General features: G+C 68.5%; 22 protein-coding genes, 2 pseudogenes and 1 riboswitch. Of the genes and pseudogenes, 13 read left to right on the top strand and 11 right to left on the bottom strand.

Annotation, left to right across the window (positions count from 1 at the left end):
• The first annotated feature begins 179 nt into the window (after positions 1 to 179).
• Positions 180 to 1007: a 16S rRNA (cytidine(1402)-2'-O)-methyltransferase gene (rsmI, locus tag A3CU_RS0115655; RefSeq protein WP_027943100.1), complete on the top strand. Its 828-nt coding sequence runs from the start codon at positions 180 to 182 to the stop codon at positions 1005 to 1007.
• Here the strand turns inward: rsmI and A3CU_RS0115650 are convergent, their stop codons facing one another.
• Positions 1008 to 1961, bottom strand: a complete 954-nt coding sequence (locus tag A3CU_RS0115650) for a helix-turn-helix transcriptional regulator (RefSeq protein WP_027943099.1) — start codon at positions 1959 to 1961, stop codon at positions 1008 to 1010.
• Positions 1962 to 2022: 61 nt separating this feature from the next.
• Here A3CU_RS0115650 and A3CU_RS0115645 point away from each other — a divergent pair, with 61 nt between their 5' ends.
• Positions 2023 to 4251 (top strand): ATP-binding cassette domain-containing protein, encoded by a 2229-nt coding sequence (locus A3CU_RS0115645; RefSeq protein WP_027943098.1) that lies wholly within the window; start codon positions 2023 to 2025, stop codon positions 4249 to 4251.
• Between the two features lie 48 nt (positions 4252 to 4299).
• Here A3CU_RS0115645 and A3CU_RS0115640 read toward each other — a convergent pair whose 3' ends face one another.
• The 3 genes and pseudogenes from A3CU_RS0115640 to A3CU_RS55620 form a co-directional block, all read right to left on the bottom strand.
• Positions 4300 to 4689, bottom strand: coding sequence for a RidA family protein (locus A3CU_RS0115640; RefSeq protein WP_027943097.1), 390 nt, complete (start codon positions 4687 to 4689; stop codon positions 4300 to 4302).
• A gap of 144 nt (positions 4690 to 4833) precedes the next feature.
• Positions 4834 to 5523 (bottom strand): G1 family glutamic endopeptidase, encoded by a 690-nt coding sequence (locus tag A3CU_RS0115635; protein ID WP_027943096.1) that lies wholly within the window; start codon positions 5521 to 5523, stop codon positions 4834 to 4836.
• Between the two features lie 187 nt (positions 5524 to 5710).
• Positions 5711 to 6319, bottom strand: a pseudogene (locus A3CU_RS55620) (ABC transporter permease subunit); the annotation flags it as partial.
• Between A3CU_RS55620 and A3CU_RS54470 the strand changes: the two are divergent.
• On the top strand, positions 6264 to 6749 hold the full coding sequence (locus A3CU_RS54470; RefSeq protein ID WP_245617101.1) for a sensor histidine kinase: 486 nt from the start codon (positions 6264 to 6266) through the stop codon (positions 6747 to 6749). The pseudogene A3CU_RS55620 and the gene A3CU_RS54470 sit on opposite strands and share 56 nt — an antisense overlap.
• Positions 6713 to 7189, top strand: coding sequence for a sensor histidine kinase (locus tag A3CU_RS55615; RefSeq protein ID WP_027943094.1), 477 nt, complete (start codon positions 6713 to 6715; stop codon positions 7187 to 7189). Before A3CU_RS54470 ends, A3CU_RS55615 begins: the two co-directional genes overlap by 37 nt.
• Before the next feature lie 100 nt (positions 7190 to 7289).
• On the opposite strand, the gene A3CU_RS0115615 is transcribed toward A3CU_RS55615, so the two are convergent.
• The 5 genes from A3CU_RS0115615 to A3CU_RS0115595 all read right to left on the bottom strand — a co-directional run bounded on the left by A3CU_RS0115615 (position 7290) and on the right by A3CU_RS0115595 (position 12328).
• The gene (locus A3CU_RS0115615) at positions 7290 to 8510 is read right to left on the bottom strand and encodes a hypothetical protein (RefSeq protein WP_027943093.1); all 1221 of its coding nucleotides are present in this window, start codon (positions 8508 to 8510) and stop codon (positions 7290 to 7292) included.
• A gap of 100 nt (positions 8511 to 8610) precedes the next feature.
• On the bottom strand, positions 8611 to 9225 hold the full coding sequence (locus A3CU_RS0115610; protein ID WP_027943092.1) for a GH25 family lysozyme: 615 nt from the start codon (positions 9223 to 9225) through the stop codon (positions 8611 to 8613).
• A gap of 207 nt (positions 9226 to 9432) precedes the next feature.
• Entirely contained in the window at positions 9433 to 10200 is a 768-nt protein-coding gene (locus A3CU_RS0115605; RefSeq protein WP_027943091.1) for an ABC transporter permease, read from the bottom strand.
• A gap of 365 nt (positions 10201 to 10565) precedes the next feature.
• A complete protein-coding gene (locus tag A3CU_RS44935) occupies positions 10566 to 11555 on the bottom strand; it encodes an ATP-binding cassette domain-containing protein (RefSeq protein WP_043841213.1) in 990 nt (329 codons plus the stop codon).
• Positions 11556 to 11728: 173 nt separating this feature from the next.
• On the bottom strand, positions 11729 to 12328 hold the full coding sequence (locus A3CU_RS0115595; RefSeq protein ID WP_027943090.1) for a PadR family transcriptional regulator: 600 nt from the start codon (positions 12326 to 12328) through the stop codon (positions 11729 to 11731).
• A gap of 284 nt (positions 12329 to 12612) precedes the next feature.
• Here A3CU_RS0115595 and metG point away from each other — a divergent pair, with 284 nt between their 5' ends.
• The 5 genes from metG to A3CU_RS44930 all read left to right on the top strand — a co-directional run bounded on the left by metG (position 12613) and on the right by A3CU_RS44930 (position 19565).
• Positions 12613 to 14418 carry a methionine--tRNA ligase gene (gene metG / locus A3CU_RS0115590; RefSeq protein ID WP_084143290.1) on the top strand — a complete coding sequence of 602 codons (1806 nt, stop codon included), beginning with the start codon at positions 12613 to 12615 and terminating at the stop codon, positions 14416 to 14418.
• Between the two features lie 243 nt (positions 14419 to 14661).
• The gene (locus A3CU_RS0115585; protein WP_027943088.1) at positions 14662 to 15507 is read left to right on the top strand and encodes a TatD family hydrolase; all 846 of its coding nucleotides are present in this window, start codon (positions 14662 to 14664) and stop codon (positions 15505 to 15507) included.
• 260 nt (positions 15508 to 15767) lie between these two features.
• Entirely contained in the window at positions 15768 to 17132 is a 1365-nt protein-coding gene (locus A3CU_RS0115580) for a resuscitation-promoting factor (protein ID WP_027943087.1), read from the top strand.
• A gap of 227 nt (positions 17133 to 17359) precedes the next feature.
• Positions 17360 to 18208, top strand: coding sequence for a 16S rRNA (adenine(1518)-N(6)/adenine(1519)-N(6))-dimethyltransferase RsmA (rsmA, locus tag A3CU_RS0115575; RefSeq protein ID WP_027943086.1), 849 nt, complete (start codon positions 17360 to 17362; stop codon positions 18206 to 18208).
• Between the two features lie 65 nt (positions 18209 to 18273).
• A riboswitch (SAM riboswitch) is annotated at positions 18274 to 18364 on the top strand.
• Positions 18365 to 18554: 190 nt separating this feature from the next.
• Positions 18555 to 19565 carry a methionine ABC transporter ATP-binding protein gene (locus A3CU_RS44930; protein WP_052371752.1) on the top strand — a complete coding sequence of 337 codons (1011 nt, stop codon included), beginning with the start codon at positions 18555 to 18557 and terminating at the stop codon, positions 19563 to 19565.
• 109 nt (positions 19566 to 19674) lie between these two features.
• Here A3CU_RS44930 and A3CU_RS0115565 read toward each other — a convergent pair whose 3' ends face one another.
• Positions 19675 to 20088 (bottom strand): nuclear transport factor 2 family protein, encoded by a 414-nt coding sequence (locus A3CU_RS0115565; protein WP_027943085.1) that lies wholly within the window; start codon positions 20086 to 20088, stop codon positions 19675 to 19677.
• A 134-nt stretch (positions 20089 to 20222) separates the two neighbouring features.
• Here A3CU_RS0115565 and A3CU_RS55610 point away from each other — a divergent pair.
• From A3CU_RS55610 to A3CU_RS0115545, 4 genes and pseudogenes are all read left to right on the top strand, one after another.
• Positions 20223 to 20339, top strand: a pseudogene (locus A3CU_RS55610) (hypothetical protein); the annotation flags it as partial.
• A 72-nt stretch (positions 20340 to 20411) separates the two neighbouring features.
• The gene (locus A3CU_RS0115560) at positions 20412 to 21371 is read left to right on the top strand and encodes a 4-(cytidine 5'-diphospho)-2-C-methyl-D-erythritol kinase (protein WP_027943084.1); all 960 of its coding nucleotides are present in this window, start codon (positions 20412 to 20414) and stop codon (positions 21369 to 21371) included.
• A complete protein-coding gene (locus A3CU_RS0115555) occupies positions 21371 to 23140 on the top strand; it encodes an ABC-F family ATP-binding cassette domain-containing protein (RefSeq protein ID WP_027943083.1) in 1770 nt (589 codons plus the stop codon). Before A3CU_RS0115560 ends, A3CU_RS0115555 begins: the two co-directional genes overlap by 1 nt.
• A gap of 324 nt (positions 23141 to 23464) precedes the next feature.
• Positions 23465 to 25150 carry a fatty acyl-AMP ligase gene (locus tag A3CU_RS0115545; RefSeq protein ID WP_027943082.1) on the top strand — a complete coding sequence of 562 codons (1686 nt, stop codon included), beginning with the start codon at positions 23465 to 23467 and terminating at the stop codon, positions 25148 to 25150.
• Positions 25151 to 25403: 253 nt separating this feature from the next.
• Here A3CU_RS0115545 and A3CU_RS0115540 read toward each other — a convergent pair whose 3' ends face one another.
• Positions 25404 to 25757 (bottom strand): DivIVA domain-containing protein, encoded by a 354-nt coding sequence (locus A3CU_RS0115540; protein WP_027943081.1) that lies wholly within the window; start codon positions 25755 to 25757, stop codon positions 25404 to 25406.
• Positions 25758 to 25815 lie beyond the last annotated feature (58 nt).

Raw genomic sequence — 25815 nt, 5'->3', positions numbered from 1 at the left:
CCCGCTATCGGGGCGGCGGGGGCCCTGACCCGACCCCCAATGCAGCGCCCCCGTCGACACGATCAAGGGGGTCTGGGGGCTTGCCCCCAGTCGGGGTGTGGGGGCGGAGCCCCCACAGGACACGGTCGTGCGCGAACTCGCGAAGGAGCGAGCATGACCGGCCCGGATACGCTGGCGCTATGCCGCTCGTCCTCGCCGCAACCCCGCTCGGTGATTCCCGCGACGCTTCGCCCCGCCTGGTCTCGGCGCTCGCGGACGCCGACGTGATCGCCGCCGAGGACACCCGCCGCCTGCGTGCGCTGGCCGCGGCCCTGAACGTCACCCCGGCCGGCCGGGTGGTCAGCTTCTACGAGGACGTGGAAACGGCGCGACTGCCGCGGCTGATGGACGCCCTGCGTACCGGGGAAACCGTGCTGCTGGTGACCGACGCGGGCATGCCGAGCGTGTCCGACCCCGGGTACCGGCTCGTGGCGGCGTGCGTGGCCGAGGACCTGCCGGTCACCTGCCTGCCGGGGCCCTCCGCGGTGACCACCGCGCTGGCGGTTTCCGGGTTGCCGAGCGACCGGTTCTGTTTCGAGGGGTTCGTCCCGCGCAAGCCGGGCGAGAAGGCCAGGTGGTTCGCCGAGCTGGCCGGCCAGCCGCGCACGGTGGTGTTCTTCGAGTCCCCGCACCGGCTGGCCGCCACGCTCGCGGAGGCCGCCGAGGCGCTCGGCGACCGCCGCGCCGCGGTGTGCCGCGAGCTGACCAAGACCTACGAGGAGGTCCGGCGCGGGACCCTCGCCGAGCTGGCGGACTGGGCGTCGGACGGCGTCCGGGGCGAGATCACGGTGGTGCTGGCGGGCGCGCGGCCCCGGGCGGTCAGCGTGGCGGACCTGGTCGGTGAGGTGTCGTCGCGCGTCGCCGCCGGTGAGCGGCTCAAGTCCGTCGCGGCGGAGGTCGCCGCGGCTACCGGGGTTTCCTCAAAGGAGCTCTACAACGCGGTCCTTCAGGCTCGCCGCGCCGGCTGATCACTCGTGATCGAGCAGTCGTGCGCCGAAGGCTCGGCAAGCGGCTCGGAAGCCGGACGGTTCGTGGACGGTGAAGTCGGCGTCCAGGAAGGCGAGGCCCAGAAGCAGCCACTGCCAGGTGTCGAGCATCAGGACCATCCTGGTCCGCTGGTCGCTCAGGGCCACGAATTCGGCTTCCTGGTACTTGAAGGCGTCGGCGACGGTGGGCAGGGGCGCCTCCACGGTGAGGACGACGCGCTCGCGCTCCTTGCCGAGCCCTTGACGGAGGTAGTCGAGCGCGGTGTCGGCGGGCAAGGGTCTCGGCGTATAGGTGCTGGTGGACGCCTGGAGGCGGCTGATGCGGTCGATGCGGAACACGCGCCAGTCGTCCCTTTGCACGTCCCAGGCAAGGAGGTACCACCGCATGAGGTGGTGGACGTGGCGGTAGGGATCGACACGCCGGGACGTGGCCGAGCCGTGCTTGCTGACGTAGTCGAACGTGATGACGTGGCGGTGCTGGATGGCGTCGGCCAGTGTCGCCATGACGTCGGCGCTGACGCTCGGGCCCACGGTGGTGCTGGTTTCCAGGCTTGCGCGCAGCTGCGCGGCGCGGTGACGCAGCCGTTTGGGGAGGTACTGGTCGACCTTGCCGTAGGCCCGGGTGGCGGCCTCGCCCAGGCTGCCTTCCGCGGCGCTGCCGGTGGCGGCGAAGGTGGCCAGTCCGAGGAGGGTCGCGATCGCCTCGTCGTCGTCGAGCGCGAGCGGTGGCATGGCGGTGCCCGCGGTGAGCCGGTAATGGCCGCCGGGACCGGGTCGAGTCTGGACCGGGTAGCCGTAGCCGCGGAGGCGGTCGATGTCGCGGCGCAGCGTCCGGGGGCTTACGTCGAGCCGTGCGACCAGTTCGTCGGTGCTGAACGCCCGCCCGGTCTGGAGCGTGGCCAGCAGGGCGAGGACGCGTTGGGTGACATCAGCCATATATCCAGTTTGCGCGATATCGCGGCCAGAATGTGGCCACATCTGCTCATAGCCTCGCCACATGCAAGAGCGCATGATCCGCATCCGGGGTGCCCGGACCAACAACCTCAAATGCCTGGACTTGGACATCCCACGCGGCCGGCTGGTCGTGTTCGCGGGGGTGTCCGGGTCGGGCAAGTCGTCACTGGTGTTCGAGACGATCGCGGCGGAGGCCGGGCATCAGCTGAACGAGACCTTCCCGCCGTTCGCCCGCAACCGGCTGCCGAAGTGGACGCGCCCCGAGGTCGACGAGATCGACGGACTATCGCCGGTGGTGGTGATCGACCAGCGCCGGATCGGCGGGAACGCCCGGTCCACGGTGGGCACGAGCACCGAGGCCTGGACCTACCTGCGACTGCTGTTCTCTCGCATCAGCTCACCACATGTGGGGGAGTCGAACCACTTCTCCTTCAACGATCCCGCCGGCATGTGCCCGACCTGCTCCGGGCTCGGCGAGGTCATGGTGCATGCCGTTGAGCGCTTCGTTGATCTGGACAAGTCACTCGCCCAGGGCGCGATCCTGCTACCCGGGTTCCGCGTCGGCGGCTACTGGTACGCCAAATACGCCGACATCGGCAGCTTCGAACCCGACACCCCGCTCCGGGACTGGACGGAGGACGAGCGCCAGGCGTTGCTGCACGGCGGCGAGCACGTCGACCGTCTGCGCACCAAGCCTCCCAAGGACTACGAGAGCCTCCTGGCCTGGTTCGAACGGATCTACCTGGGCGCCTCCGACAACCTGTCGGATCGCAAGAGGGAGACCATCGCCCGGTTCACCCGCTCCGGGATCTGCCCGGCCTGTCACGGTGATCGGCTGAACGAGGCCGCCCGCACCGCCACCGTGCTCGGCCATACCATCGGCGAACTGGCCCGCATGGAGATCACCGAGCTCGTCGGCGTCCTGGACGGGGTGCCCGACCCTGCGGTCGCGCCGGTGGTGGCCGCCCTCCAGGACCGGCTGCGGGCCATGGTCACCATCGGGCTCGGGTACCTGCATCTCGGCCGTGCCACCACCAGCCTGTCCGGCGGGGAGTCGCAACGAATCAAGACCGTCAAGCACCTGGGCAGCAGCCTCATCGAGATGCTCTATGTCTTCGACGAACCCACGGTCGGCCTCCACCCACGCGACATCGCCAACATGACAAGTCTTTTGCGGCAACTCCGCGACAAGGGCAACACCGTCCTGGTCGTCGAGCACGATCCCGCGGTCATGGCGATCGCCGACCAGGTAATCGAGATCGGGCCCGACGCGGGCGCCGGCGGGGGACAACTGATCTTCCAAGGCAGCTTCGACGAGCTCCGGACGGTGCGGACGCCGACGTCGGATGCCCTCGGCAGGCGGGCGCCGGTCAACACCCGGCCGCGAACGGCGACCGGTGCGATCACGGTGAAGAACGCCACCCGCAACAACCTCCAGAACGTGACTGTCGACATCCCGGCCGAGATCCTCACCGTCTTCACCGGTGTCGCGGGCTCGGGCAAGTCCAGCCTCGCGGCAGAACTGGTCGACCAGCACGACGCGGTCGTGATCGACCAGCGTCCGGTCGGCACCAACCGCCGTTCGACCCCGATCACCTACACGGGAATAGCGACTCCGATCCGGAAACTTTTCGCCCAGCACAGCGGTTTACCCGCCAGCTGGTTCAGCGCCAACTCCGAAGGCGCTTGCCCCGAGTGCAAGGGTTTGGGCGTCATCTACACGGACCTGGCGTTCATGGACGGCCAGGAAACCGTGTGCGAGACCTGTCAGGGGCGACGGTTCATCGGTGACGTGCTCCGCCACCGGGTCGCCGGACTGTCCATCGCGGACATCGATGACCTGACGATCACCGACGCCATCGAGCGCCTGCCGGACAAGCAGATCCGTAACGCACTACGGCACCTCGAGCGGGTCGGACTCGGCTACCTGCGTCTCGGCCAGCCACTTACGACGCTGTCCGGCGGCGAATGCCAGCGCGTCAAAATAGCCAAGGAACTCCGCGAGACCGCCGAGCCGGCCCTTTACGTTCTCGATGAACCCACCACGGGCCTGCACCTGCGCGACATCGCCACCCTGGTCGGCGTCCTCGACCAACTCGTGGAGCAGCGCCACACCGTGGTCGTGATCGAACACAACCTCGACGTCATCCGGCACGCGGACTGGGTCATCGACCTCGGCCCGGGCCCCGGTAAGCACGGCGGCCGGATCCTCTACCAAGGACCGGTCGCCCAGCTCGACAACACTGCCACCGCCGCCGAACTCGCGGTGTGAGCAACGCAGCGCACACCGGTCGAACCGATCCACAAAGGATGATCGCGGCTATGCGGTGGCCTTCCGCGCGTACACCTCGATCTCGATCTTCATGCGGGGGTCGGCGAGACCACACACGAGCATCGTGGCGGCCGGCCGGATCTCGCCGAAACAGCGCCGCAAAACCGGCCAGCACGGCTCGAAGTCTTCGCGGTCCGGCAGCAGGTAGCGCACCCGCACCACGTCGGCGAACGTGCAGTTCGCCTCGGCCAGTACGGCCTCGATGTTCCGCAGGCACTGCTCGGCCTGCTCCACCACGTCGTCGGAGATCGTCATGGTGGCATAGTCGAATCCGGTCGTCCCGGACACATGCACCCAGTCGCCGTCGACCACGGCACGGGCATAGCCAATCTGCTCCTCGAACGTCGAGCCGCTGAGGATGGCGAGTCGCTCTATCACTCGCCGAACGCTATGCGATCAGCACCGATACGGCCACAAGGAAGCCGCCATCACTTGAGCCACTTCAACGAAATTCTCCGGTGGCCGGCCGTGAGCGGACGCCGTTGGGCCCGCGGCGTCGGGCGCTCACGGCCGGGTCGGGAGTCAGTGCCGGGTCATGGTGAAGTTGGTGCCGTTGGTGATCCCGCTGGGGGTCCAGGTGAAGACCCCGCGATCATCGGCGTCGAGGGCGCTCGGGCTGGTGTTCGCGAGGTTCGCGCCGTTGAACTCGACCCCGGTGAACGTCACGCCGCTACTGATGGTCGGGTAGGAGTCGGTCGGCGATTCGATGATCGCCTCGGCCGAGGCGTGCCGCGAAGTCAGCGACTGAGTGGTGCTCCGGGTCCAGCCCTTCGTGGTGTCGCTGATGTCGAGCTGGTAGGTGTTCGTGCCGGTCCGCGTGACCGTGGCGGTGATGTGGTCCCCGGCGCTGACCGGGTTGTTGTAGTACACCGGGGCGGCCGGGTACATCTCGTACCACGCCTGATAGACCGGCGAGCCGCTGGAACAGTCGGTCGCGACACCGGTCTGCTCGACGGTGGACGAGCCGTCGCCATCGATGCCGACCCACGGGGCGAACAGGTTGTTTCTCGAATTGCAGGTGACGGCCGGTTCGGTCCAGTTGGCGGTCGCCGTGGTGAAACTGCCGAAACTCACGTAGCCGCCCCAGTTGCCACCGGAGAAGTTGTGCGCTCCGAACACGGGGGCGGCCGAGAATCCAGCGCCGGCCAGCACGCTTGATGCGGCGGCCACGACGGCGAGCAGGCTCGTGCGCTTGGCGAGGGTCGATTTCATGACGGGATCCAATCCGTGAACCGACAGGAAGGGCGGCCGACCGTGACCAAGTATTCGTGGTGCACCTTTCCCCGGGTAGCTACTTTCGGACGGAATAAATAGACAGTCCGTAAAATACGACCTAAATGGTCGGTAAAATGCGGGCCGCCGCGCGTGGTGCGCGGCGGCCCGCGGGAAGACGGCCCGGTCAGGGCTGAATCGGCACCGCGTCGACGAACTGCGTCGTGTAGGTCTTCGACAGGTCGATGGAGTCCTTGCGCGGCTGCACGTTCGTCGAGAAGGAGGCCAGCACGTCGAGCACGTTCCTGGCCCCGTCGGCGTCCATCCGCCCGTCGGCGTTGAACATCGCGATGCTGTCCTTAATGGACTGGGCGTAGAGGGCGGGGTCGCCCCCGTTGAAGGAGGGCGGCATCTTCGCCGCGATCTCCTCCGGGCTGTGCTGGCTGATCCAGCGGAGCGTGCCCACGAAGGCGTTGGCGAGTTTCTGCACCACGTCGTGGTTCTTCTCGACGAAGTCGCAGTTCAGGTACAGCGAGGTCGCCGGATCGAAGGTTCCCTGGGCGTCGGAGATGAGGAAGCCCACCCCGGTCCTCGCGCCGGTGTACTCGCCGACGACCGCGCCGATCAGGGCGAAGCCGAACGCGGTGTGCAGGGACAACAGGATCCACGACGTGGCGCTCGGCAGCACGATCGCGCGCAGCACCTGCAGCCGTCGCGCGCCCAGGATCCGCGCGTTGTCGATGAGGTTGCGGTCCACCTCGCGGGCGCCGGTGAACGCGTTGAAGAACACCGCGAAGACCCTGCTCGTGGTGGCCGGAAACCGGGTGCTGGTGGTCAACTCCCGGCTGGTGACCAGGGACGAGGAGGACCTGGGCTCCGTGCTGACCTTCCGGGACCGCACCGATCTGGACGCGCTCACCCGGGAACTCGACGCTGTGCGGTCACTTTCCGACGGGCTGCCCGCACAGCGGCACGAGTACAGCAATCGGCTGCATACGATTTCCGGCCTGCTGCAACTGGGGCACAACGGCGAGGCGGTCGAGTACCTGCAAGCGCTTACCGAAACCGGGGTTGCGGGCACGGCCCCGGTCTCGGATTCGGTGACCGATCCCTACCTACAGGCCTTGCTGGTCGCGAAGATGGCGCAGGCCAAGGAAAAGGGTGTTCTCTTGCGGCTTTCGGAAGACTCGTGGGTACGCGCGACGTACTGGACCCCGCCGCGATGAACACCGTCGTGGGCAACCTTCTGGACAACGCGTTGCGGGCCGCGCGCATGGGACGGCGCCGGCCGCCCACCGTGGAGATCGTGCTGCTCGCCGAGGAAACCACGCTCTACGTATCCGTTGTGGACAGTGGCCCGGGAGTCGCCCCCCCGTTGCGTGAAACCCTGTTCGACGAAGGCGTGTCCACCAAGGTGGCGCCGGGTCACGGGCTGGGGCTGGCGCTGGCCCGCCAGGCGGCCCGCACGCGTGGCGGTGACGCCTGGCTCGCCACGCCGGGCGGTGCCGACGGCGGAGCGCTGTTCGTCGCCGCCCTGCCTGGCCTGCTGGATTCCCCGGCGGGAACCATGGTGGCCGCACCACGACCGAGGGAGACGCATGATCCGCACGCTCATCGTGGACGACGACTTCCGCGTCGCCGGTGTGCACGCGGATTTCGTCGGTGAGGTACCCGGGTTCGTGGTCGCGGGCGTCGCGAACACCGCCTCCACCGGCCGCCCTGAACACGAATACTCCTGGCGCGGGTAGCGCGGCCCCCCAAAGAATTCAGCTCTGCGTCCGCGTGGCCGAAACCGAGCAATGGTCGCACCAGAAGCCGAAGAGCGAACCGTCGAAGCCCATCGGGCCGAAGGGAGTCGGGCCGCTGTCCAAGGCGACCAGGAAGGGCATGAAGTTTCCACACCCGGGGCAGATGGCGTGGGTCTCCGGGGCGGGCCAGCGCGGTAGCCCGCCCACCTGGTGTCGCGACCTGCCGGTGATCGCGGGCCGGCTCACCCCGGTCTGGTTGGGGTGCGGTTCCAGCGTCATGGACCTTTCGCCGGGAACGACGCGTGACGTTTCCGCGGCAGGCCCCTGCGGCTGGAAGTAAGCGCGGGTGCCGTTTTCGGTGAACTGCACGATCAGGATGTCGACTTCGTCGCAGTCGCAGGAGAACCAGAAGAACGAGGGATCGCTGCTGAGCGTCTGCGGCAGGTCGTTCGCGGAGAGGGTCAGCAGCCTGTCCGCAGGCGCGTCGCATCGTACGCACAGGGGGACGTCGTGTTCGTACCGTCCGCCCATCACGTGCGGGCTTTCGCCCCGATTGGTGACGAATCCCATGAAGGCGGGCGGGAATCCCGCCGCGGTCGGAGTGTCGGGCAACCGGCCCGCGAGCGGCATCAGGCACTCCCACTCCTCGGGCGTGTCGACCTCGTCGCGGACGGAGGCGATCAGGTTGGCCGCGTGGGGCGTCCTGATGAGAGCGAGGGCGATCAGGTCGTTCTGGTCACGGGTCTGGCGCCAGTCGTCCAGCAGCGAGTCGGCCAGCTCGTCCGGGGCCCCGGACAGGAGGCTGGATTGGTGAAGTGGAGTGCCGAGGCGGTCGGCGTGCGGGCGCAGCCGGTCCGGGTGGTGGATGCCGATGGAATAGATGACGGAAGAAAGCGGAGAGGCCGGGTTCGGGGACGAGAGATAGTCGCCGACGAAGGCGTCGATCAAGGACTCGGGAAGCCAGGGGACGAGCCTGGCCGCCGAACGCACGAGTTGTCCCGCCTCGCGCAGTCGCTCGGCTGCTCGGGTCTTCGCTTCGCGGGCAGCGGGGACGAGTTCGAGGTATTCCGCGACGTACTCGGCCACCGCCTCGTCGGTCGTCTCCAGCAGACAGGAAACGGCACGGTCCGGCCCCTGGGCGCCGTGTGCGGAGAAGTATTCGATGATGTGTTGTGCTCGGTCAGCCACCGAGAGGCTGGGGTCGGCGGCGATTTCCTCGACGCGTTCGGTCGGTGTCATTCTTCGCGTTCTCCCCAGCAGCCACCAGCAAGCCGATTCTGTCCTCAATGTACTGGACGCACTGGCGCGGCCGGTGCCCATGGCAAGCTGTGGGCGTGCTTCAGACCAGGAGGTCGGCGAGCGTGAACGGGTAGACGAGGGAGTCGAACCCGATCGGCCCGTCGAACTCGCCGCCGACGGGGGCCGGGCCGTGCTGGTGGACCCCGAGCCGGGGATGGAACCAGCCCGGACGGCCGGGAATCCCGTTGTGCCGGCTCACCCACAGCACCACGTCCCGGTCCGCCCAGCGGTCCGGACGCAGCCGGCGCAGCCAGTGGTCGTAGGGGGCGGCGATCAGCACCCGCCGGATGCCGGCCGCCTGCCGCACGGCCTTGATCCAGGTCCGGACGAAGCGGTCGTCCACACCTTCGGCCTCCACGTCGAGGGCGGGCGCCAGTGACCCGGGGCAGAACACGCCGAGCCGCTTGCCGACCGAAGCGCAGTGCTCGGCCTGGTCGCCGGCGGCGCCGGGGCGGGCGTAGTGCCGGATGCCGGCCCGGACGCCCGCGTGCTGGGCCTCCTCGATCTGCCGTTCGGCGCCGATGTCGCTCCAGTTGAGGCTCTCCGTGACGGTGATCGAGGCGAAGCAGAGTGCACCGGACCGGACCATGGCCCAGTCGGCCACGGTCGCATGCAGCGACAGGCTGATCCCGCGCTCGACGCCGTCTTCTGTCAATAGTCCTCCCGGGTGCCGTACCGACACCCTACGTCGAACGCAGGCATATTTCGAAAGATGCGGCTATCCGCCGTTCAGGCGGATAGCCGCAAGATCACCAGTGACCCCGAGCAGGGCCTGTCTTTTATAAGCGGCGGAGCCGCTTGCTGTGAGACACGCAACCGGCTCCGCTACTTGCGTCGCCACGCAGGCCGACGCAAAGAATCATCAAGCGTTTTCGCGGTGGAAGGTGCGGGTGCCCCACCACATGCCGAGGATCGCCAGCACCAGCACGACGACGGCACCGGTGAACAGGCCGTTGAAGGCGATGTCACCGCGGAAGCTGGCCCGCTCGGCCTCGACGATGTGAGTGAACGGGTTGATCCGCGAAATGACGTAGAGCCAGTTCGGCGCCAGGATGCTGGTGATCGGCAGGAGAATTCCGGACAGTAGCAGGACCGGCATCAGGACGGCGTTGAGTACCGCGGGAAACGCTTGCTCGTTCTTGAGCGTCAGCGCCAGCGCGTAGGAGGCCGAAGCCAGGCTCACCGCGGTCAGCGCGACGATCAGCAGGCTGAGCAGCACCCCGCCGATCGGCACGCTCAGGTCGAACGCGACGTAGGCCAGTACCGTGATCAGGATCGCCTGCAGCGTCGTCTGTAACGCGTTGTGGAGTACCTTTCCCAGCAGCAGCCCGCTCCGGCTGGCCGGCGTTACCCGCAGCCGTTCGAGCACCCCACTGCGGTAGTCCGTGAGTAGTGCGAATCCGGCGAACGACGAGCTGTACAGCGCCAGCTGGACGATCAGTGCCGGGGTGAGGATCGTCCAGCTGCTGCCGGGCGGGAAGCCCGGCGTGCTCGCGACGACCTTTTCCATCAGCGGGCCGAACAGCACCAGGTACAGCAGTGGCTGCATGATGCCGACGATGATCCACGCGGGGTTGCGCCGCGAAAGCGCCAGTTCCCGCCGGAAGATCAACCAGGCGTCCCGCACCATTCCCGACCACATCCTTTCACTGTTGTTTCGATATGTGTCCCCGGTTCGCCAGGCCCGAATTCCGGGTTCGGGCATCCGTATTGCCGGTTGGCGTGGTTGAACCCCACGAACGGAAGTCGGGAAGCCGGGGACACGGCTTCTTGAATCAGGAACACGGCGTCCTGAACCGGAGACACGGCGTCCTGAACTGGGGACACAGATGTCCTGAACTGGGGACACGGCGTCCTGAACCGGGGACACAGATGTCCTGAACTGGGGACACGGCGTCCTGAACCGGGGACACGGCGTCCTGAACCGGGGACACAGATGTCCTGAACTGGGGACACGGATGTCCTGAGGTGGGGGCACGAGCCCCGTGAAACGGCTTACACCTGCGCGGGCACTTTTTCCTGTGCGACGGGTGAAGCCCCGGGGTCGCGCAGCGAACGCCCGGTCAGACTGAGGAACACGTCGTCCAGCGTCGGCCGCTGTACCTGGATCGCGGTCATCGCGATCCCCGCGGCGTCGAGCCCGCGCAGCAGCTCCGGTATCGCGATGTCGCCACGCGGCACCCGGAACCGCACCGTGGAGTCCATAATGGACACCTGGTGCGCGCCTTGCAGACGTGCCACGAGCTCGGCCGCCTGCTCGGCCAGGTCCTGGGGTACCTCGATGCTGATGCCGTCGCCGGACACCTTGGCCTTGAGGGCATCCGGCGAACCCGTGGCGACGATCTCGCCGTTGTCGATCACCAGGATCCGGTCACACAGCGAGTCGGCCTCGTCGAGGTAGTGCGTGGTCAGGAACAACGTCGCGCCCTGCTCGGCGCGCAGCCGGCGGATGTGCTCCCACAGGTTGGCCCGGCTCTGCGGGTCGAGCCCGTTGGTCGGCTCGTCGAAGAAGATGAGCTTGGGGCCGTGGATCAGGCTCAGCGCGATGTCGAGCCGGCGCCGCTGCCCGCCGGAAAGCGTTTTTGTCGAGCGCTGGTCGAGACCGATGAGGTCGAGTTGCTCGGCCAGTTCCGCGCCACGCCGTTGCGCCGCGGATTTGGTCATTCCGTACAGCTGCCCCTGTAGCGCGATTTCCTCGGCAACCTTGCTTTCGGGGTGGGTGCCGCCGTTCTGGGCGACGTATCCGATTCGCCGGCGTACCCCCACCGGATCTGTGCGTAGGTCGCAGCCGCCGACGATGGCCTCCCCGGCGGTCGGTTGCAACAGCGTGGTGAGCATGCGCAGGGTGGTCGTCTTTCCGGCGCCGTTGGCGCCGAGAAAACCGACGAGTTCCCCCTCCGTCACATCGATGTCCACGCCTTTGACGGCTTCCACGGTGCGCCCGCGCGCAGTGAAGGTGCGCGCCAGACCACGAGCCCTGATCATGTGGACCCCTCCGTCTCCCTGTGGTTCTCCCTCTGGTTCTCCCTGTGGTGCGCCCGCTCGGGCAACGCATATCCCGTGATAACGGGCGCCTGTTCAACTACGGAGAAAGTAGTCAAACTTGACTACGCTCCTGATGGCCACTGTACCCAGTGTCGCCCACTAGTCAAACTTGATTACTTGGCCGGCTGGCCGAATGCCCGTCCGGAGTCGTCGGCCATCACGTACTCGCCTGCCTCCAGGCGCTCGATCAGCCCGCGCAGCCAGCTCAGGCTCGTCTCGTTCTGCATCTGCCAGACCAGGAACAACTCCCTGATGTGCGCCGGCTGGCCCCAGCCCTCGCGTTGCCCGGCCAGCTGCTCGGCCATCAACTGCGCACTCTGCTGCCGGGCCTCGAGCTGGATCGTGCTGTGCCGGAGCAGCGTGATCACCCGCTCGCGGGGCAGCGTGGTCATCAGGGTGATCCCGGCCGCCAGCTCCGCATCGGTGACGCTGTCTGCCGAGGACAGCGTCTGCGCGAGTTGGACGTGAAACTCGGTCTCCCCGTCCGCGGTGATCCGATAGGCGGTTCGGTCCGGCCCCTGCCCCGGCTCGACGTCGACCTGCTCCAGCAGCTGCTCGGCGGTCATCTTCTTCAGCGCGTGATACACCGAGCCGGGCTGGATGTTGGCCCACCGGTCGGCTGACCAGGTGAGCAGCTCGCGGCGCACCTGATACCCGTGTGCCTTCCCGTGCATGCGCACGACGCCCAGTACGAGCAGCCGGGTGGCCGACACGTCCAACTCCTCCGAACGCGGGGAACGTACTCATGTGACGGAACGCTCTTCAAAACGTAAGGTCGGCACCCATAGTGACAGACCACGACGCTGCACGTGGGCGGGGAGGCAGGCCGCCGCCATGATCGACCGGCAGCCGAAAACGGATGTCACGGTCTGGCTACCCGCCCACGTTCTGAATAACACTGACGTTACTGCGGAGAGCACCCACAACGGTGCCCCGACGGCCCACGGCCGTGGGCGCGTTGTAAATACCCGTGACAGCTTCCGTAGGCTAATAAAGCATGAGTACCCCAGTGTTGACGGCGGTGGCCTGGCCGTATGCCAACGGCCCCCGTCACATCGGCCACGTGTCCGGTTTCGGCGTCCCGTCCGACGTCTTCTCCCGTTACCAGCGAATGGCCGGCAACCGGGTGCTCATGGTTTCCGGCACGGACGAGCACGGCACCCCGATCACGGTGCAGGCGGACAAGGAAGGACTGACCGCGCAGCACACCGCCGACAAGTACGCCCGCCAGATCGGCGAAGACCTGCGCGGCCTCGGCCTGTCCTACGACCTGTTCACACGCACCACCACGGGCAACCACGCGCACGCGGTGCAGGAGATCTTCCTGGCCCTGTACCGCAACGGGTACGTGGTGCCCCGGACCACCACCGGCGCGATCAGCCCGTCCACCGGACGCACCCTGCCCGACCGTTACATCGAGGGCACCTGCCCGATCTGCGGCTACGACGGCGCACGCGGCGACCAGTGCGACAACTGCGGCAACCAGCTCGACGCCGCCGACCTGATCAACCCACGGTCGCGGATCAACGGCGAGACGCCGAAGTTCGTCGAGACCGAGCACCTGTTCCTGGACCTGCCGGCGTTCACCAAGACGCTCGGCGACTGGCTGTCCACCCGCACCGACTGGCGGCCGAACGTCCTGAAGTTCACCAAGAACCTGGTGGACGACATGCGGCCCCGGCCGATCACGCGTGACCTCGACTGGGGCGTGAAGATCCCGCTGGACGGCTGGCGGGACCAGCCGCTCAAGCGGTTCTACGTCTGGTTCGACGCGGTGATCGGGTACTTCTCGGCCAGCGTCGAGTGGGCGCGCCGCTCGGGCGAGCCGGACGCCTGGCGCGAATGGTGGACCAACCCCGACGCGCGCACCTATTACTTCATGGGCAAGGACAACATCACCTTCCACGCCCAGATCTGGCCGGCGCTGCTGCTCGGCCACAACGGTGCCGGGGATCACGGCGGCGAGGTCGGCCCGTACGGCCGGCTCAACCTGCCGGACGAGATCGTCTCCAGCGAGTTCCTCACCATGAGCGGGTCGAAGTTCTCCACCTCGCGCGGCACCGTGATCTACGTCCACGACTTCCTGCGCGAGTTCGGCCCGGACTCGCTGCGCTACTTCATCTCGGTGGCCGGCCCGGAGACCCAGGACACCGACTTCACCTGGGACGAGTTCGTCCGCCGGACGAACTTCGAGCTGGCCAACGAGTGGGGCAACCTGGTCAACCGCTCGATCTCCATGGCGTACAAGAACAACGGTGCGATCCCGGCCCCGTCGCGGCCGCAGCCGGCCGACGAGGAGCTCAAGGCGCTGGCGCGCAAGGCGTTCGAGACCGCGGGCGCCCACCTGCAGCGCTCGCGGTTCAAGCTCGCGGCGAACGAGGCCATGCGCGTGGTCACCGCGGCGAACAGGTACCTGTCGGACCAGGAGCCCTGGAAGCTCAAGGGCGACGATGAGGCCACCGCGCGGCGCGACTCGGTGCTGCACACCGCGCTGCAGGTGGTGTCGGACGCGAACACGCTGCTCACGCCGTTCCTGCCGCATTCGGCGCAGAAGGTGTACGAGGCGCTCGGCGGCACCGGGGTATGGGCGGCGCAGCCCGAGTTGCAGGAGGTCGAGGACCTGGACATCGCGGGCCAGATCAACCCGATCCTCACCGGCGACTACGCCGCCGAGCGGGCTCGCTGGGAGTCCACACCGATCGAGGTGGGGCACCCGCTGACGAAGCCGACCCCGTTGTTCACCAAGCTCGACCCGAAGCTGGGCGAGACCGGGCCGGAGTGGGCGCCCATCGAGGCTTCGTAGTTGGGTGGCGCGGTGCCAAGTCGCGGCACTCAACGTCCATTCATCCGTCGTCGGCGCGTGCATGAGTGACCCGTTCATGCCGATTTTCGGGGAGTAACGGGTCACTCATACACGCGCGGCGTGGTCGGATCGTCGATGACGTGATAAGAGCGCCTGTCGACACGATCGCGGTCGTGTGCAAGCTCGCGGACGAACAAGCGTGAGTAGCGCGGTGCGCCGCTTTAGCCTGACTCTGGAGGTCTCGTGGTGAAAGGGGAACGGCCGCCGGTGCCGGAGCGGCTTCCAGCGCCGGTGGTCGACGCGCACACCCATCTGGACGCCTGTGGCGCGGTCACGGCGGCGGACGTGACCGCCATGGTCGACCGCGCGGAAGCCGCCGGCGTGACCAGGGTGGTGACCGTCGCGGACGACCTCGCCGCCGCCCGCTGGGCCGCCGAGGCGGCCACATGGGACAGTCGGGTCTTCGCCGCGGTCGCGATACATCCGACCCGCACCAAGGAGTTCGGCGCGGCGGAACAGTCCGAAATAGAGCGCCTGGCGCGACAGGACAGGGTGGTGGCGGTCGGCGAGACCGGCCTCGACCATTACTGGGACTACTCGCCGCATGATGCTCAGCAACGGGCGTTTCGCTGGCACATCGACCTGGCCAAGCGGGTCGGCAAGCCACTGATGATCCACGACCGGGACGCGCACGATGACGTCCTTCGCATCCTGGACGAGGAGGGCGCGCCGGAAGTCGTCGTCTTTCACTGTTTCTCCGGCGATCTCGAGATGGCACGACGGTGTGTGAACGCCGGTTACGTACTGTCATTCGCCGGGACGGTGACCTTCCGGAACGCCCGGGCACTCCAGGAGGCGGCGAAGTTCGTTCCGGCGGAGCAGTTCCTGGTGGAGACCGACGCCCCGTTCCTGACCCCGCATCCCTTCCGCGGGCGGCCGAACGAGCCGTACTGCACCGCCTACACCGTCCGTTATCTCGCCGACCTGCGCGGCCAGCGCGTCGAAGAGGTCGCGTCGTCCGCTTGCCGGAACGCCGAACGGGTCTTTCGGTTACCCACCGTGAGTAGCGTTACTCCGAGAGAATGGTGACGAACGCCACTAGATTTGGTCGGAATGTTTGCGCAACCCGTCGAGGTTCGTTACTGTCCCGTGATCGTGCCGGAGGGTTCTCACCTGAGTGCCCGACGAGACGCCCCGCAGTCGTGTCAGTGCAGGTCGGGATCGGGGATGACACAGGCTGTGGATGCCGCTAGTGCGAAAGGGATCGACCTGCTGTGAGTGGTAGTAGACAGGCTCAGACGGACGACACCGCGGACTGGTTCGCCAGCACGGGTGCGGGCGTAGGGACGCTGGACTGGCCGGCCCAGGAGGAAGACTGGGACTTCTCGGACGATCTCGCGATCACCGAGCACGACATCCGCACGGTGCTGGGGCCCGACGCCGACGAACTGATGGCCTCGGCCGAGGTCGGCGTCGACGAACTGATCCGGCTGATCAACGCGGAAACCACGCTGCTGCCGGCGCTCAAGCTGCCGGACCCGGTCTCCGTGGACCGCACCGTCTCCGCCAAGAGCGACGACCCGCCGGACGAGCTGGTGTCCGCGGTCAAGAGCTGGAAGCGCCGGTTCCTCCGCGGTTCCGTGCTCGCGCTGCTGATCAGCATCACCGGTGGTGGCGCCGCCGCCCTGGCCATGAACAAGAGCGTGACCGTCGACGTCGATGGCCACGAGCAGACCGTGCACAGCTTCGGCAAGACGGTCGGCGAGGTCCTCAAGGACGCGGGCCTTACCGTCGGCGAGCACGACTCGCTCTCGCCGTCGCCGCAGGCGCCGGTGGGCGACGGCGGGGTCATCAAGCTGGACCACGGCCGCAAGCTGAACCTGGTCGTCGACGGGGTCGCCCACGAATCCTGGGTTCGCGCGAACACCCTGGCCGAGGCGCTCGACCAACTCGGCCTCAGCGCCAAGTTCGGCCAGGGCACCTGGTTCTCCCAGCCGCTGAACAAGGACCTGTCGCTCAACGGCGAGACAGTGGAGGTGCACACGCTCAAGCACCTCACGGTCTCCGATGGCGCCAAGGCGCCGCGCGAGGTGACCACCACCGCGCTCACCGCCGCCGACTTCCTCAACGAGCAGCAGCTCAGCCTCGGTCCGGAGGATGCCCTGGAGGGCGGTCTGGACATGAAGCTGACCGATGGTGCCGAGGTGCGCATCAGCCGCACCGGCGTGTCGATGATCACGCAGCAGGAGACCATCGACGCGCCGGTCCAGCAGATCAAGGACTCGACGCTGGACTCGGGCAAGCAGGTGGTCGAGGACCCGGGCGCGCCGGGCACGCAGCAGGTCACCTACCGGATCACCACGAAGAACGGCAAGGAGACCGGCCGGGTCCAGGTGTCGGTCGACGTGACCACACCGGCCAAGCCGAAGATCGTCCGCATCGGCACCAAGCAGCCGGCCATCTCCAATGCCGGCACGTGGGACGCCCTCGCGCAGTGTGAGGCGACCGGCAACTGGGCCGCCAACACCGGCAACGGTTTCGAGGGTGGTCTGCAGTTCACCAACAGCACGTGGCTTGCCTACGGCGGTGGCGCTTACGCGCAGCATGCGTACCAGGCCACCCGTGAGGAGCAGATCGCCGTCGCCACGCGGGTCCAGGCGGGCCAGGGCTGGGGCGCCTGGCCGGTGTGCTCCAGGAAGATCGGCCTCCGCTGATCGCTGTGGGAATCACCCGGGCGCCCGGTTCTACCGGGCGCCCGTTACCGTCCCGTCTGGTGAGCGCGCGAAGGCGGTAGGGTCGCGGCGTGGACCCAGCTACCCCTGCTGCCGAGTCGCGGCAATCGAGGCGCCCACCGAGCGCGCCTTGTTCGTCCGCTGTCGGGGCGGCAGGGCGCCCTTCTGAACTGGGTGATGGCGCCTCGCGAACTCGCGGACAAGGCAGTTTGCTCGGGCCGGTCGAGATCCGGCGGCTGGCGGCCGAGTTGGACGTCCGGCCGACGAAGAAGCTCGGCCAGAACTTCGTGCACGACCCGAACACGGTGCGCCGGATCGTCGAACTCGCCCGGGTCGACCCGGCCGAACACGTGCTGGAGGTCGGGCCCGGGCTTGGCTCGTTGACGCTGGGCCTGCTCGCGTCCGGGGCGCGGGTGTCGGCCGTGGAGATCGATCCCGTGCTGGCCGGCCGGCTGCCGGTGACCGTCGCCGAGCACGCGCCCGAGGCCGCCGCGCGACTGACCGTGCTGACCCGGGATGCCTTGAAGCTGCGCGCCGGCGAGTTGCCCGCGCCGCCGGACATCCTGGTCGCCAACCTGCCCTACAACGTCGCGGTGCCGGTCGTGCTGCATCTGCTCGCCGAACTGCCGAGCCTTCGGCGCGGGCTGGTCATGGTGCAGGCCGAGGTCGCCGATCGAATGGCCGCTGGGCCGGGCAGCCGCGTGTACGGCGTGCCGAGCGTGAAACTCTCCTGGTACGGCGTCGCGCGGAAGGTCGCCGCGGTACCGCGTTCGGTGTTCTGGCCGGTGCCGAACGTCGACTCGGCGCTGGTGTCGTTCGAGCGCGCGGAGCCGGTCTCCGCGGCCGACCGCGACCTCGTCTTCTCCCTGATCGACAAGGCGTTTTCCCAGCGTCGGAAGACCCTGCGCGCCGCACTGGCGTCCTGGGCGGGTTCGGCCGAAGAGTCGGCGGCCCTGCTCCGGGCGGCCGGCATCGACCCGGGCGCGCGGGGTGAGCAACTGGGGGTAAGGGCGTTTGCCCAAATCGCGGAGAGTATCGGCATGCGGCCGTCCGTGTGATGCCGGTGTGTGATCTATGACCGGGGACTTGCGCCCGGGATGTGGAGTCCGCTCTACTCTTAATGTATCCATCCCGAGCGACTGAGAGACCTGGCTCGCCGAAGTCGCAGCAACCACTCCCTTCGGGGCAGGTGCTAACGCCAGGATCGATGGAGGACCTGTGTTTCGCACGATGCTCACCAAGCGTCGAGTCGTCGATGAATGCCGCCGCACGGTATCCGCGTGTCGTAGCTGAGGCGTCCTTTCCGGCTGTATCTCCCTGTTCATGATCGTCCATTGTGGACGATACTTGGTTACGTCCGGCGCCCCCGCAAGGTGATGGCGCCTGTCTACGTGGAGCCTTCTCGTGATCACTGTCGAACACCTGACGAAATCCTTTCCCAGCAAGGCCGAGCCGGTGCTTGCGCTGCGCGATGTGAGCATCGACGTGAGCGCCGGGGCGCTCTACGGTGTGGTCGGTCCCGCCGGCGCGGGCAAGTCGACCCTCGCTCGATGCGTTGCCCTGCAAGAAAAACCCGACCGCGGCACGGTGCGGCTGGATGGACTCAACGTCGCGGCACTGGACGGCCGCCGGCTGCGTGAGGTGCGGCGGAAGGTCGCCGTGCTCGAAGCGAACCCGCCGCTGTATGCCGAGCGCACGGTCGCGGGGAACGTCGCCGCGCCGCTCGAACAGCTCGGCGTCGACGGGCCGCAGCGGCGACGCCAGGTCGGCCGGATCCTCGACCTGGTCGGGCTGACCCAGCGCGCCGGGCAGCGTCCCGCTGAGCTGTCCGAAGGGCAGCGCCGCCGGGTCAGCCTCGGCCGGGCGCTCGCGGTCTCACCCGCCGTGCTGCTCGCCGACGACCCGACGGCCGGGGTCGGCCCGGACGAGGCCGGCGCGGTGCTGACCGTCCTCGACCGAGTGCGCGCCGAGCTCGGCGTGACCATGCTGCTCACCACCCAGGACGGCGCCGTGGTGCGGCGGATCTGCGACGAGGTCGGCATGCTCCAGGCCGGTCGGCTGGTCGAGCAGGGCAGCGTGCTCGACCTGCTCGCCGACCCCGGCAGTCACGCCGCGCAGGCGTTGCTCCCGTCGATCGAAACGTCCAGGGCGCAGGCCGCGGTCTATGACTGCACGGTCGACGCAGTGCTGATCGGGTTCGCCTCCGTCGGTGCGCTGCTGCCCGAGGCAGCCAGCCGCTTCGACGTGGAGGTGGCCACCATCGGCGGCGGTCTCACGCGGTTCGGCGACACCCCGGTCGCCCACTTCCGGCTCGGCCTGCGCGGTCGGCGGACCGACGCCGCGCTGGCCTGGATCCGCGACCACGGGGCCCACGTGCGCGCCGTCCCTACCCTGTCCTGCCCCGCCGCCGCCTGATCCGTCGTTTCGGAGCAAGGTGGATTTGCTGCGGAACAACCGGCGAACCCGCGGGTGACCTGGTGGTTTGGCCGCGAGGGAGGCCGGGGGCCTGGGTATCGGCCCCCGGTCACCTGCGGGTAGGAGGCGGGTCGAGGACCCGTTCGACCAGTGCGGTATCGCAGTGCTCGATCACCTCGGAAATGTGACCGTCGGCGATCCTGAAGATGTAGCAGTAGGTCTGGTGATAGCGCTCGCCGCGCTTGGTGGTCGCGTAGCCGCGGGCTTGAACGACGACGCGGTCGCCGTCGGCGAGGATGAAGTCCACTTCGCTGCGATAGTCACCAGCGAACTGGGCCATGAGCGGTCGCAGCATGTCCTCCAGCGCAACGGACTTCGGTCCCCAGCTTCCCGCCCATGACCAGTTGCCCGGAAACACCCAGCGGGCATCCTCGGCCATTGCTTCGCTCATCGCCCGCGTGTCGCCCTGTGCCATCCGGTCGAAGATGCCCCGGATCAGCTGCTTGTTTTCGGCTGTCCCCATGCGTATGACGCTAGGGACACCGCAGCCATGCGACAAACGACTGCTTCGCATCCCCGCTATCAGCATTTCGCATGGTGCTTTACGGTGGCCGGCCTGCGTGTGGTCCGTGAGGCCGCCCGTACGGTTCGTTCTCGACGGCCGCCGACCGACTGGGCTGCACGCAGTCAGCCGTGTCACGCCAGATCTCACTCCTCCAAGCACGGCCACTACTTGTCGTAACTGTGTGCACTCGTGGGTGTCACAGGTTGTGAGCTGATGTCCCCGAGCGGGGCTTGCTTCTCCTCACGGAGATCGGTTCCAAGCGGCAACGTAGGCTTGGAGACGTGCTTGCCGTCGTACCGCCGCCTGTCACGGTCCGGGTACCGTCGAAGATCAACTTGCACCTCTCGGTCGGCGACCTGCGCACAGACGGCTTTCACGAGCTGACCACCGTGTTCCAGGCGCTGTCGCTCACCGACGAGGTGACCGTCGCGGTGGCCGAGGAGCCCGGCGTCGAGGTTCACGGCGAGGGCGAGCACTCCGTGCCGGCTGGTGCGAACAACCTCGCCTGGCGTGCCGTGCAGGCGCTCGCGGCGCACGTCGGCAAGGCCGACCCGAAGGTGCGCGTGGTGTTGCGCAAGGGGATCCCGGTGGCCGGCGGGATGGCGGGGGGCAGCGCGGACGCGGCCGGCACGCTGGTCGCGCTTACCTCGCTGTGGAAGCTCGATATCGGGCGCGACGAGCTGGCCGAGATCGGGGCGAAGCTCGGCAGCGACGTCCCGTTCCCGCTCTACGGCGGCACCGCGCTGGGCACCGGCCGCGGTGAGCAACTGGTTCCGGTGCTCTCCCGGCACACCTTTCACTGGGTGCTCGCCTTCGACCAGCGCGGGTTGTCCACACCACGCGTCTTCAGCGAACTGGACCGGTTGCGGGAGGCCGGGAAACCGCCGCGGGTCGGCTCGCACGCGCCGCTCGTGGAAGCGCTGGCCTCCGGTGATCCGCGCCAACTGGCCTTGTTGCTGGGCAACGATTTGCAGGCCGCGGCCGTCTCGCTACGTCCGGGCCTGCGCCGGACCTTGCGTGCCGGGGTGAATGCGGGCGCGCTCGCCGGGACGGTGTCCGGCTCGGGTCCGACCTGCGCGTTCCTGTGCGCCGACGCGCGGTCGGCACTCGAGGTCGCGGCCGAGCTCGCCGGGGCGGGGGTGTGCCGGACGGTCCGCGTCGCGCACGGCCCCGTGCCAGGAGCACGGTTCGTCGGCGGCGACGACCTGAACCGCCCCACTCCGCCCCAGGTGCACGCGTGATGGTCAACCTCATCAATCTCGAGGCAGTGAGCAAGTCCTACGGCGTCCGGCCGCTGCTGGACGGGGTCTCCGCCGGGGTGGCCGAGGGCGAGCGGATCGGCGTGGTCGGCCTCAACGGCGGCGGCAAGACGACGCTGCTGGAAGTACTGGCCGGGCTCGGCGAACCGGACTCGGGCCGGGTCAGCCGGATGCGGGACCTGCGGATGGCGGTGGTCACCCAGCGCACCGAGCTGCCGGCCGGCACCGTCCGCGACGCCGTGCTCTCCCATTACTCCGCCGAGCACGAATGGGCCGCCGACGCGCGCGTTCGGTCCATTGTGGATGGACTGGGGATCACCGCGCTCGGGCTGGACACACCTTCCGGCACGCTTTCCGGTGGGGAGCGGCGACGGGTCGCGCTGGCGGCCGCGCTGGTGGGTGACCTCGACCTGGTCGTGCTCGACGAGCCGACCAACCATCTCGACATCGAAGGCGTGCGGTGGCTGGCCGACCATCTGGTGGCCCGCCGCATCGCGGCCGTCGTGGTCACGCACGACCGCTGGTTCCTCGACACCGTCTGCCAGCGAACCTGGGAGGTCGCCGATGGCCGGGTCGAGCAGTACGAAGGCGGTTACGCGGACTGGATCTTCGCGCGCGCGGAGCGGGCCCGGCTCGCCGCCACCGCAGAGGAGAAGCGGCGCAACCTGGCGCGCAAGGAACTCGCCTGGCTGCAACGCGGCGCGAAGGCTCGGACGTCGAAGCCGCGCTACCGGATCGAAGCCGCCGAGGCGCTCATCGCGGACGTGCCCGAGCCGCGCGATTCCCTCACGCTGAGCGCCTTTGCCCGCCGCCGGCTGGGCAAGACGGTGCTGGAGCTGGAAGATGTGGCGCTACGTGCGGGGGAGAAGACCGTGCTGGACCACGTCACCTGGCGCATCGGCCCGGGCGACCGGATCGGCCTGGTCGGCGTCAACGGCTCGGGCAAGACCACGCTGCTGCGGTTGCTCGCGGGCGAGGCGGAACCGTTGTCCGGCAAGCGGATCCAGGGTAAGACCGTCCGCCTCGCGCACCTTTCGCAGGAGCTGGAGGAACTGGACGGCGGGCGGCGGGTGCTGGAGTCGGTGGAGGAGATCGCCGGCCGCGTCGTGCTGGGCAAGTACGAGCTCAGCGCGTCGCAACTCGCCGAACGGCTGGGTTTTCCGGCCGCCCGCCAGTGGACGCCGGTCGACGACCTGTCCGGCGGCGAGCGCCGTCGCCTGCAACTCGCGCGGCTGCTGATGGCCGAGCCCAACGTGCTGCTGCTGGACGAGCCCACCAACGACCTCGACATCGACACCCTGCAGCAGTTGGAGGATCTGCTCGATTCCTGGCCCGGCACCCTGGTCGTCGTCTCGCACGACCGTTATCTCGTGGAGCGCGTCTGTGACGCCGTCTACGCGTTGTTCGGGGACGGGCGCGTAACGCATCTTCCCGGTGGTATCGACGAGTACCTCGCCCGGCGCACGGACCTCCTGTCGGCCCCAGCCGCCGTTACCAGCGTTGAACGCCCAGCGGCGCCGAACGGGAGGCCGAGCGCGGCCGAGCACCGTGCCGCGATGAAGGAGCTCGGCCGGCTGGAGCGCAGGCTGGATGCCTTGCACAAGCGGGAAAGCGAGCTCCACGAACTGCTCGCCGCGAACGCCACCGACCCGGACAAGCTGGTCGAGTTCAACGCCGAGCTGAAGAACGTACTCACGGAAAAGGACGACGTCGAGGCGCGCTGGCTGGAGACCTCCGAGCTGGTCGAGTAACCCGCAGCGCCCGTGTCCCCGCCCCAGGCGTCCGAGTTCCGGCTTCAGGCGCGCGAGTTCCCGCTCCAGGCGTCCGAGTTCCGGCTTCAGGCACGTGAGTTCCCGCTTCAGGCGTCCGTGTGCCGGATTCGAGTGGCATGAGTGACCCGTTACTGTCGAAATTCGGCATGAACGGGTCACTCGTGCGCTCTTCGAGCCGCGTCCGCGCTTCGGGCCTCCGTGTCCCCGCCTCGGGCCGCCGAGGTGGCCGTGATCGTCGGCGTGCGCACAGTGGACGGTCCTCACCGCGATGGCCGCCGTGACCCGCCGGGTAATCTCCCTCCCATGAGTCGGTTCGTGGACACGCTCGTTGCGACGGCGGCGGGCGGCGGTCAGCTGCGCGGGATGGTCACCGGAGAACCCAAGGAGCCGGTGCGCCGGACCTGGGCGCAGGTGCACGAGGAGGCCAAGCGCCTGGCCGGTGGCCTGATCGGGCACGGTCTGCGACCCGGCAGCGCGGTCGCGGTGCTGGCCGCCGCGCCCGCCCTGATCGCGCCGACCGTGCAGGCGGTGTGGTTGGCCGGCGGCAGCGTCACCATGCTGCACCAGCCGACCGCGCGCACGGACCTCGCGCTGTGGGCGGAGGACACCGTCAAGGTCCTGCGCATGATCGGCTCGGACCTGGTCCTGCTCGGTGAGCCGTTCGACGCGCTCGGCCCGGTGCTCGCCGAGCACGGCATCGGCTTCCGGATGATCACCGAGTTGCTCGAGTCCGACCCGATTCCAGCGCCGGTGCCCGTCGGCGAGGACGACCTCGCGTTGCTCCAGCTGACCAGCGGCTCGACCGCCGAGCCCAAGGCCGTGCGGATCACGCACGGCAACCTCTACCGCAACGTCAAGGCCATGGTGGAGCGGGCGGAGTTCGACTTCGACACCGACGTCATGGTGTCCTGGCTGCCGACGTTCCACGACATGGGCATGGTCGGCTTCCTCACCGTGCCGATGACCTTCGGCGTGGAGCTGATCAAGATCACGCCGGTCGAGTTCCTGTCGGGGCCGCTGATCTGGCCGGAACTGATCAGCAAGTACCGGGCGACCACGACCGCCGCGCCCAACTTCGCCTACGCCATCGTGGGCCGCCGCATGGCGCGTGTCGACGACGACGACGCCTACGACCTGTCGACCCTGCGGATCGCGCTCAACGGCGCCGAACCCATCGACGAGACCGCGGTCCAGACGTTCACCGAGGCCGGTGCCCGGTTCAAGATGCCGCCGGAATGCGTGTTTCCCGCCTACGGCATGGCCGAGGCGACGCTCGCGGTGTCCTTCGCTCCGCTTTTCACCGGCCTGACGCTCGATTACGTCGAGGCTCAGGCGCTGGAAGCGGAGAACCGCGCGGTGCCGGTGGCCGAGGGCGACCCGCGACGCGGTACGGATGCCGTCCGCTCGTTCGCGGTGCTCGGCCGGCCGCTCGACGGGCTGGAAGCGCAGATCGTGGACGAGCACGGAAACCCGCGCGGCGACCGGCAGGTCGGGGAGATCCAGCTGCGCGGCGAGGCCGTGACCCCGGGCTACCTGACGGTCGACGGGCCGGTCGAGACCCAGGACGCCGAGGGCTGGCTGGCCACCGGTGACCTCGGCTACCTGATCGACGGGCAGATCGTGATCTGCGGGCGCCGCAAGGACGTCATCATCATGGGCGGCCGCAACATCTACCCGACCGACATCGAACGTGCCGCCACGTCCGTCGAAGGCGTGCGCGCAGGCAACGCGGTGGCCGTCCGGATCGACGCCGGCACGCGGCGCGAGCGGTTCGCCGTGGTGCTGGAGTCGAAGCTGGCCGGGACCGAGGCCGAACGCGCGCTGGCGAAGGATGTGGCGGCCAGGGTGCGGGACGCCGTCGATCTCCGGCCGTACGCGGTGGTGGTGCTGCCCGCGGGCAGCCTGCCGAAGACGCCGTCGGGCAAGGTAAAGCGGGCCGAGACCGCCACCCGGTTCGCCGAGCAGATCAACGCGGCCGCAGGCGCCTGAACCGGGGACACGCCGGCCTGAACCGGGGACATGCCGGTCTGAACCGGGGACACGCCGGCCTGAACCGGGAACTCAGGCTCCTGAACCGGGGACACGCCGGTCTGAACCGGGAACTCAGGCTCCTGAACCGGGGACACGCCGGTCTGAACCGGGAACTCAGGCTCCTGAACCGGGGACACGCCCGGGGCTGGCGTGTCCCCGGTTGGGGCGGGCGAATTCCCGGTTGGGGCGGGCGAATTCCGCGTTCCGGCAGCTAGTCCAGGGTTAGTCCACCCGGGTCCGGCTCGGCGGCGGCGCATGCCTCGATCGCCTGGGACTCTTCCCGGGCGGCCGGCGGCACCGGCACCTCGCCGAAACGGGCGGCCAGCTGTTCCTCGACGGCGTCGAGGAAGTCGTCAACTTCACGTTCGTCGTAGCCGCGCCGGCCGAGCAGCGGCTTGCCGAACATCACGTGGTGGACCTCGGCGGCGGTGAGGTCGTCCTCCTCGGCGAGTGTCTTCGCAATTCGCTGCACGAACTGGTCGACCTCGTTCTTGGCGTAGCCGCGGCGGCCCATCGGGGAGTTGGAGAACTCGATGGCGTAGACGTCTTTCGCGGTAAAGGACATGCCTTCGTCCTAGTCGCGCCCGGTCGGCCGAGAAAGATCAGCTACGCGGTATCACCTC

Source organism: Amycolatopsis taiwanensis DSM 45107 (genome assembly GCF_000519205.1).
Classification (GTDB): Bacteria; Actinomycetota; Actinomycetes; order Mycobacteriales; family Pseudonocardiaceae; genus Amycolatopsis_E; species Amycolatopsis_E taiwanensis.
The sequence above is the reverse complement of the archived record's forward strand: the minus strand, read 5'-3'. Positions and strand labels throughout refer to the sequence as shown.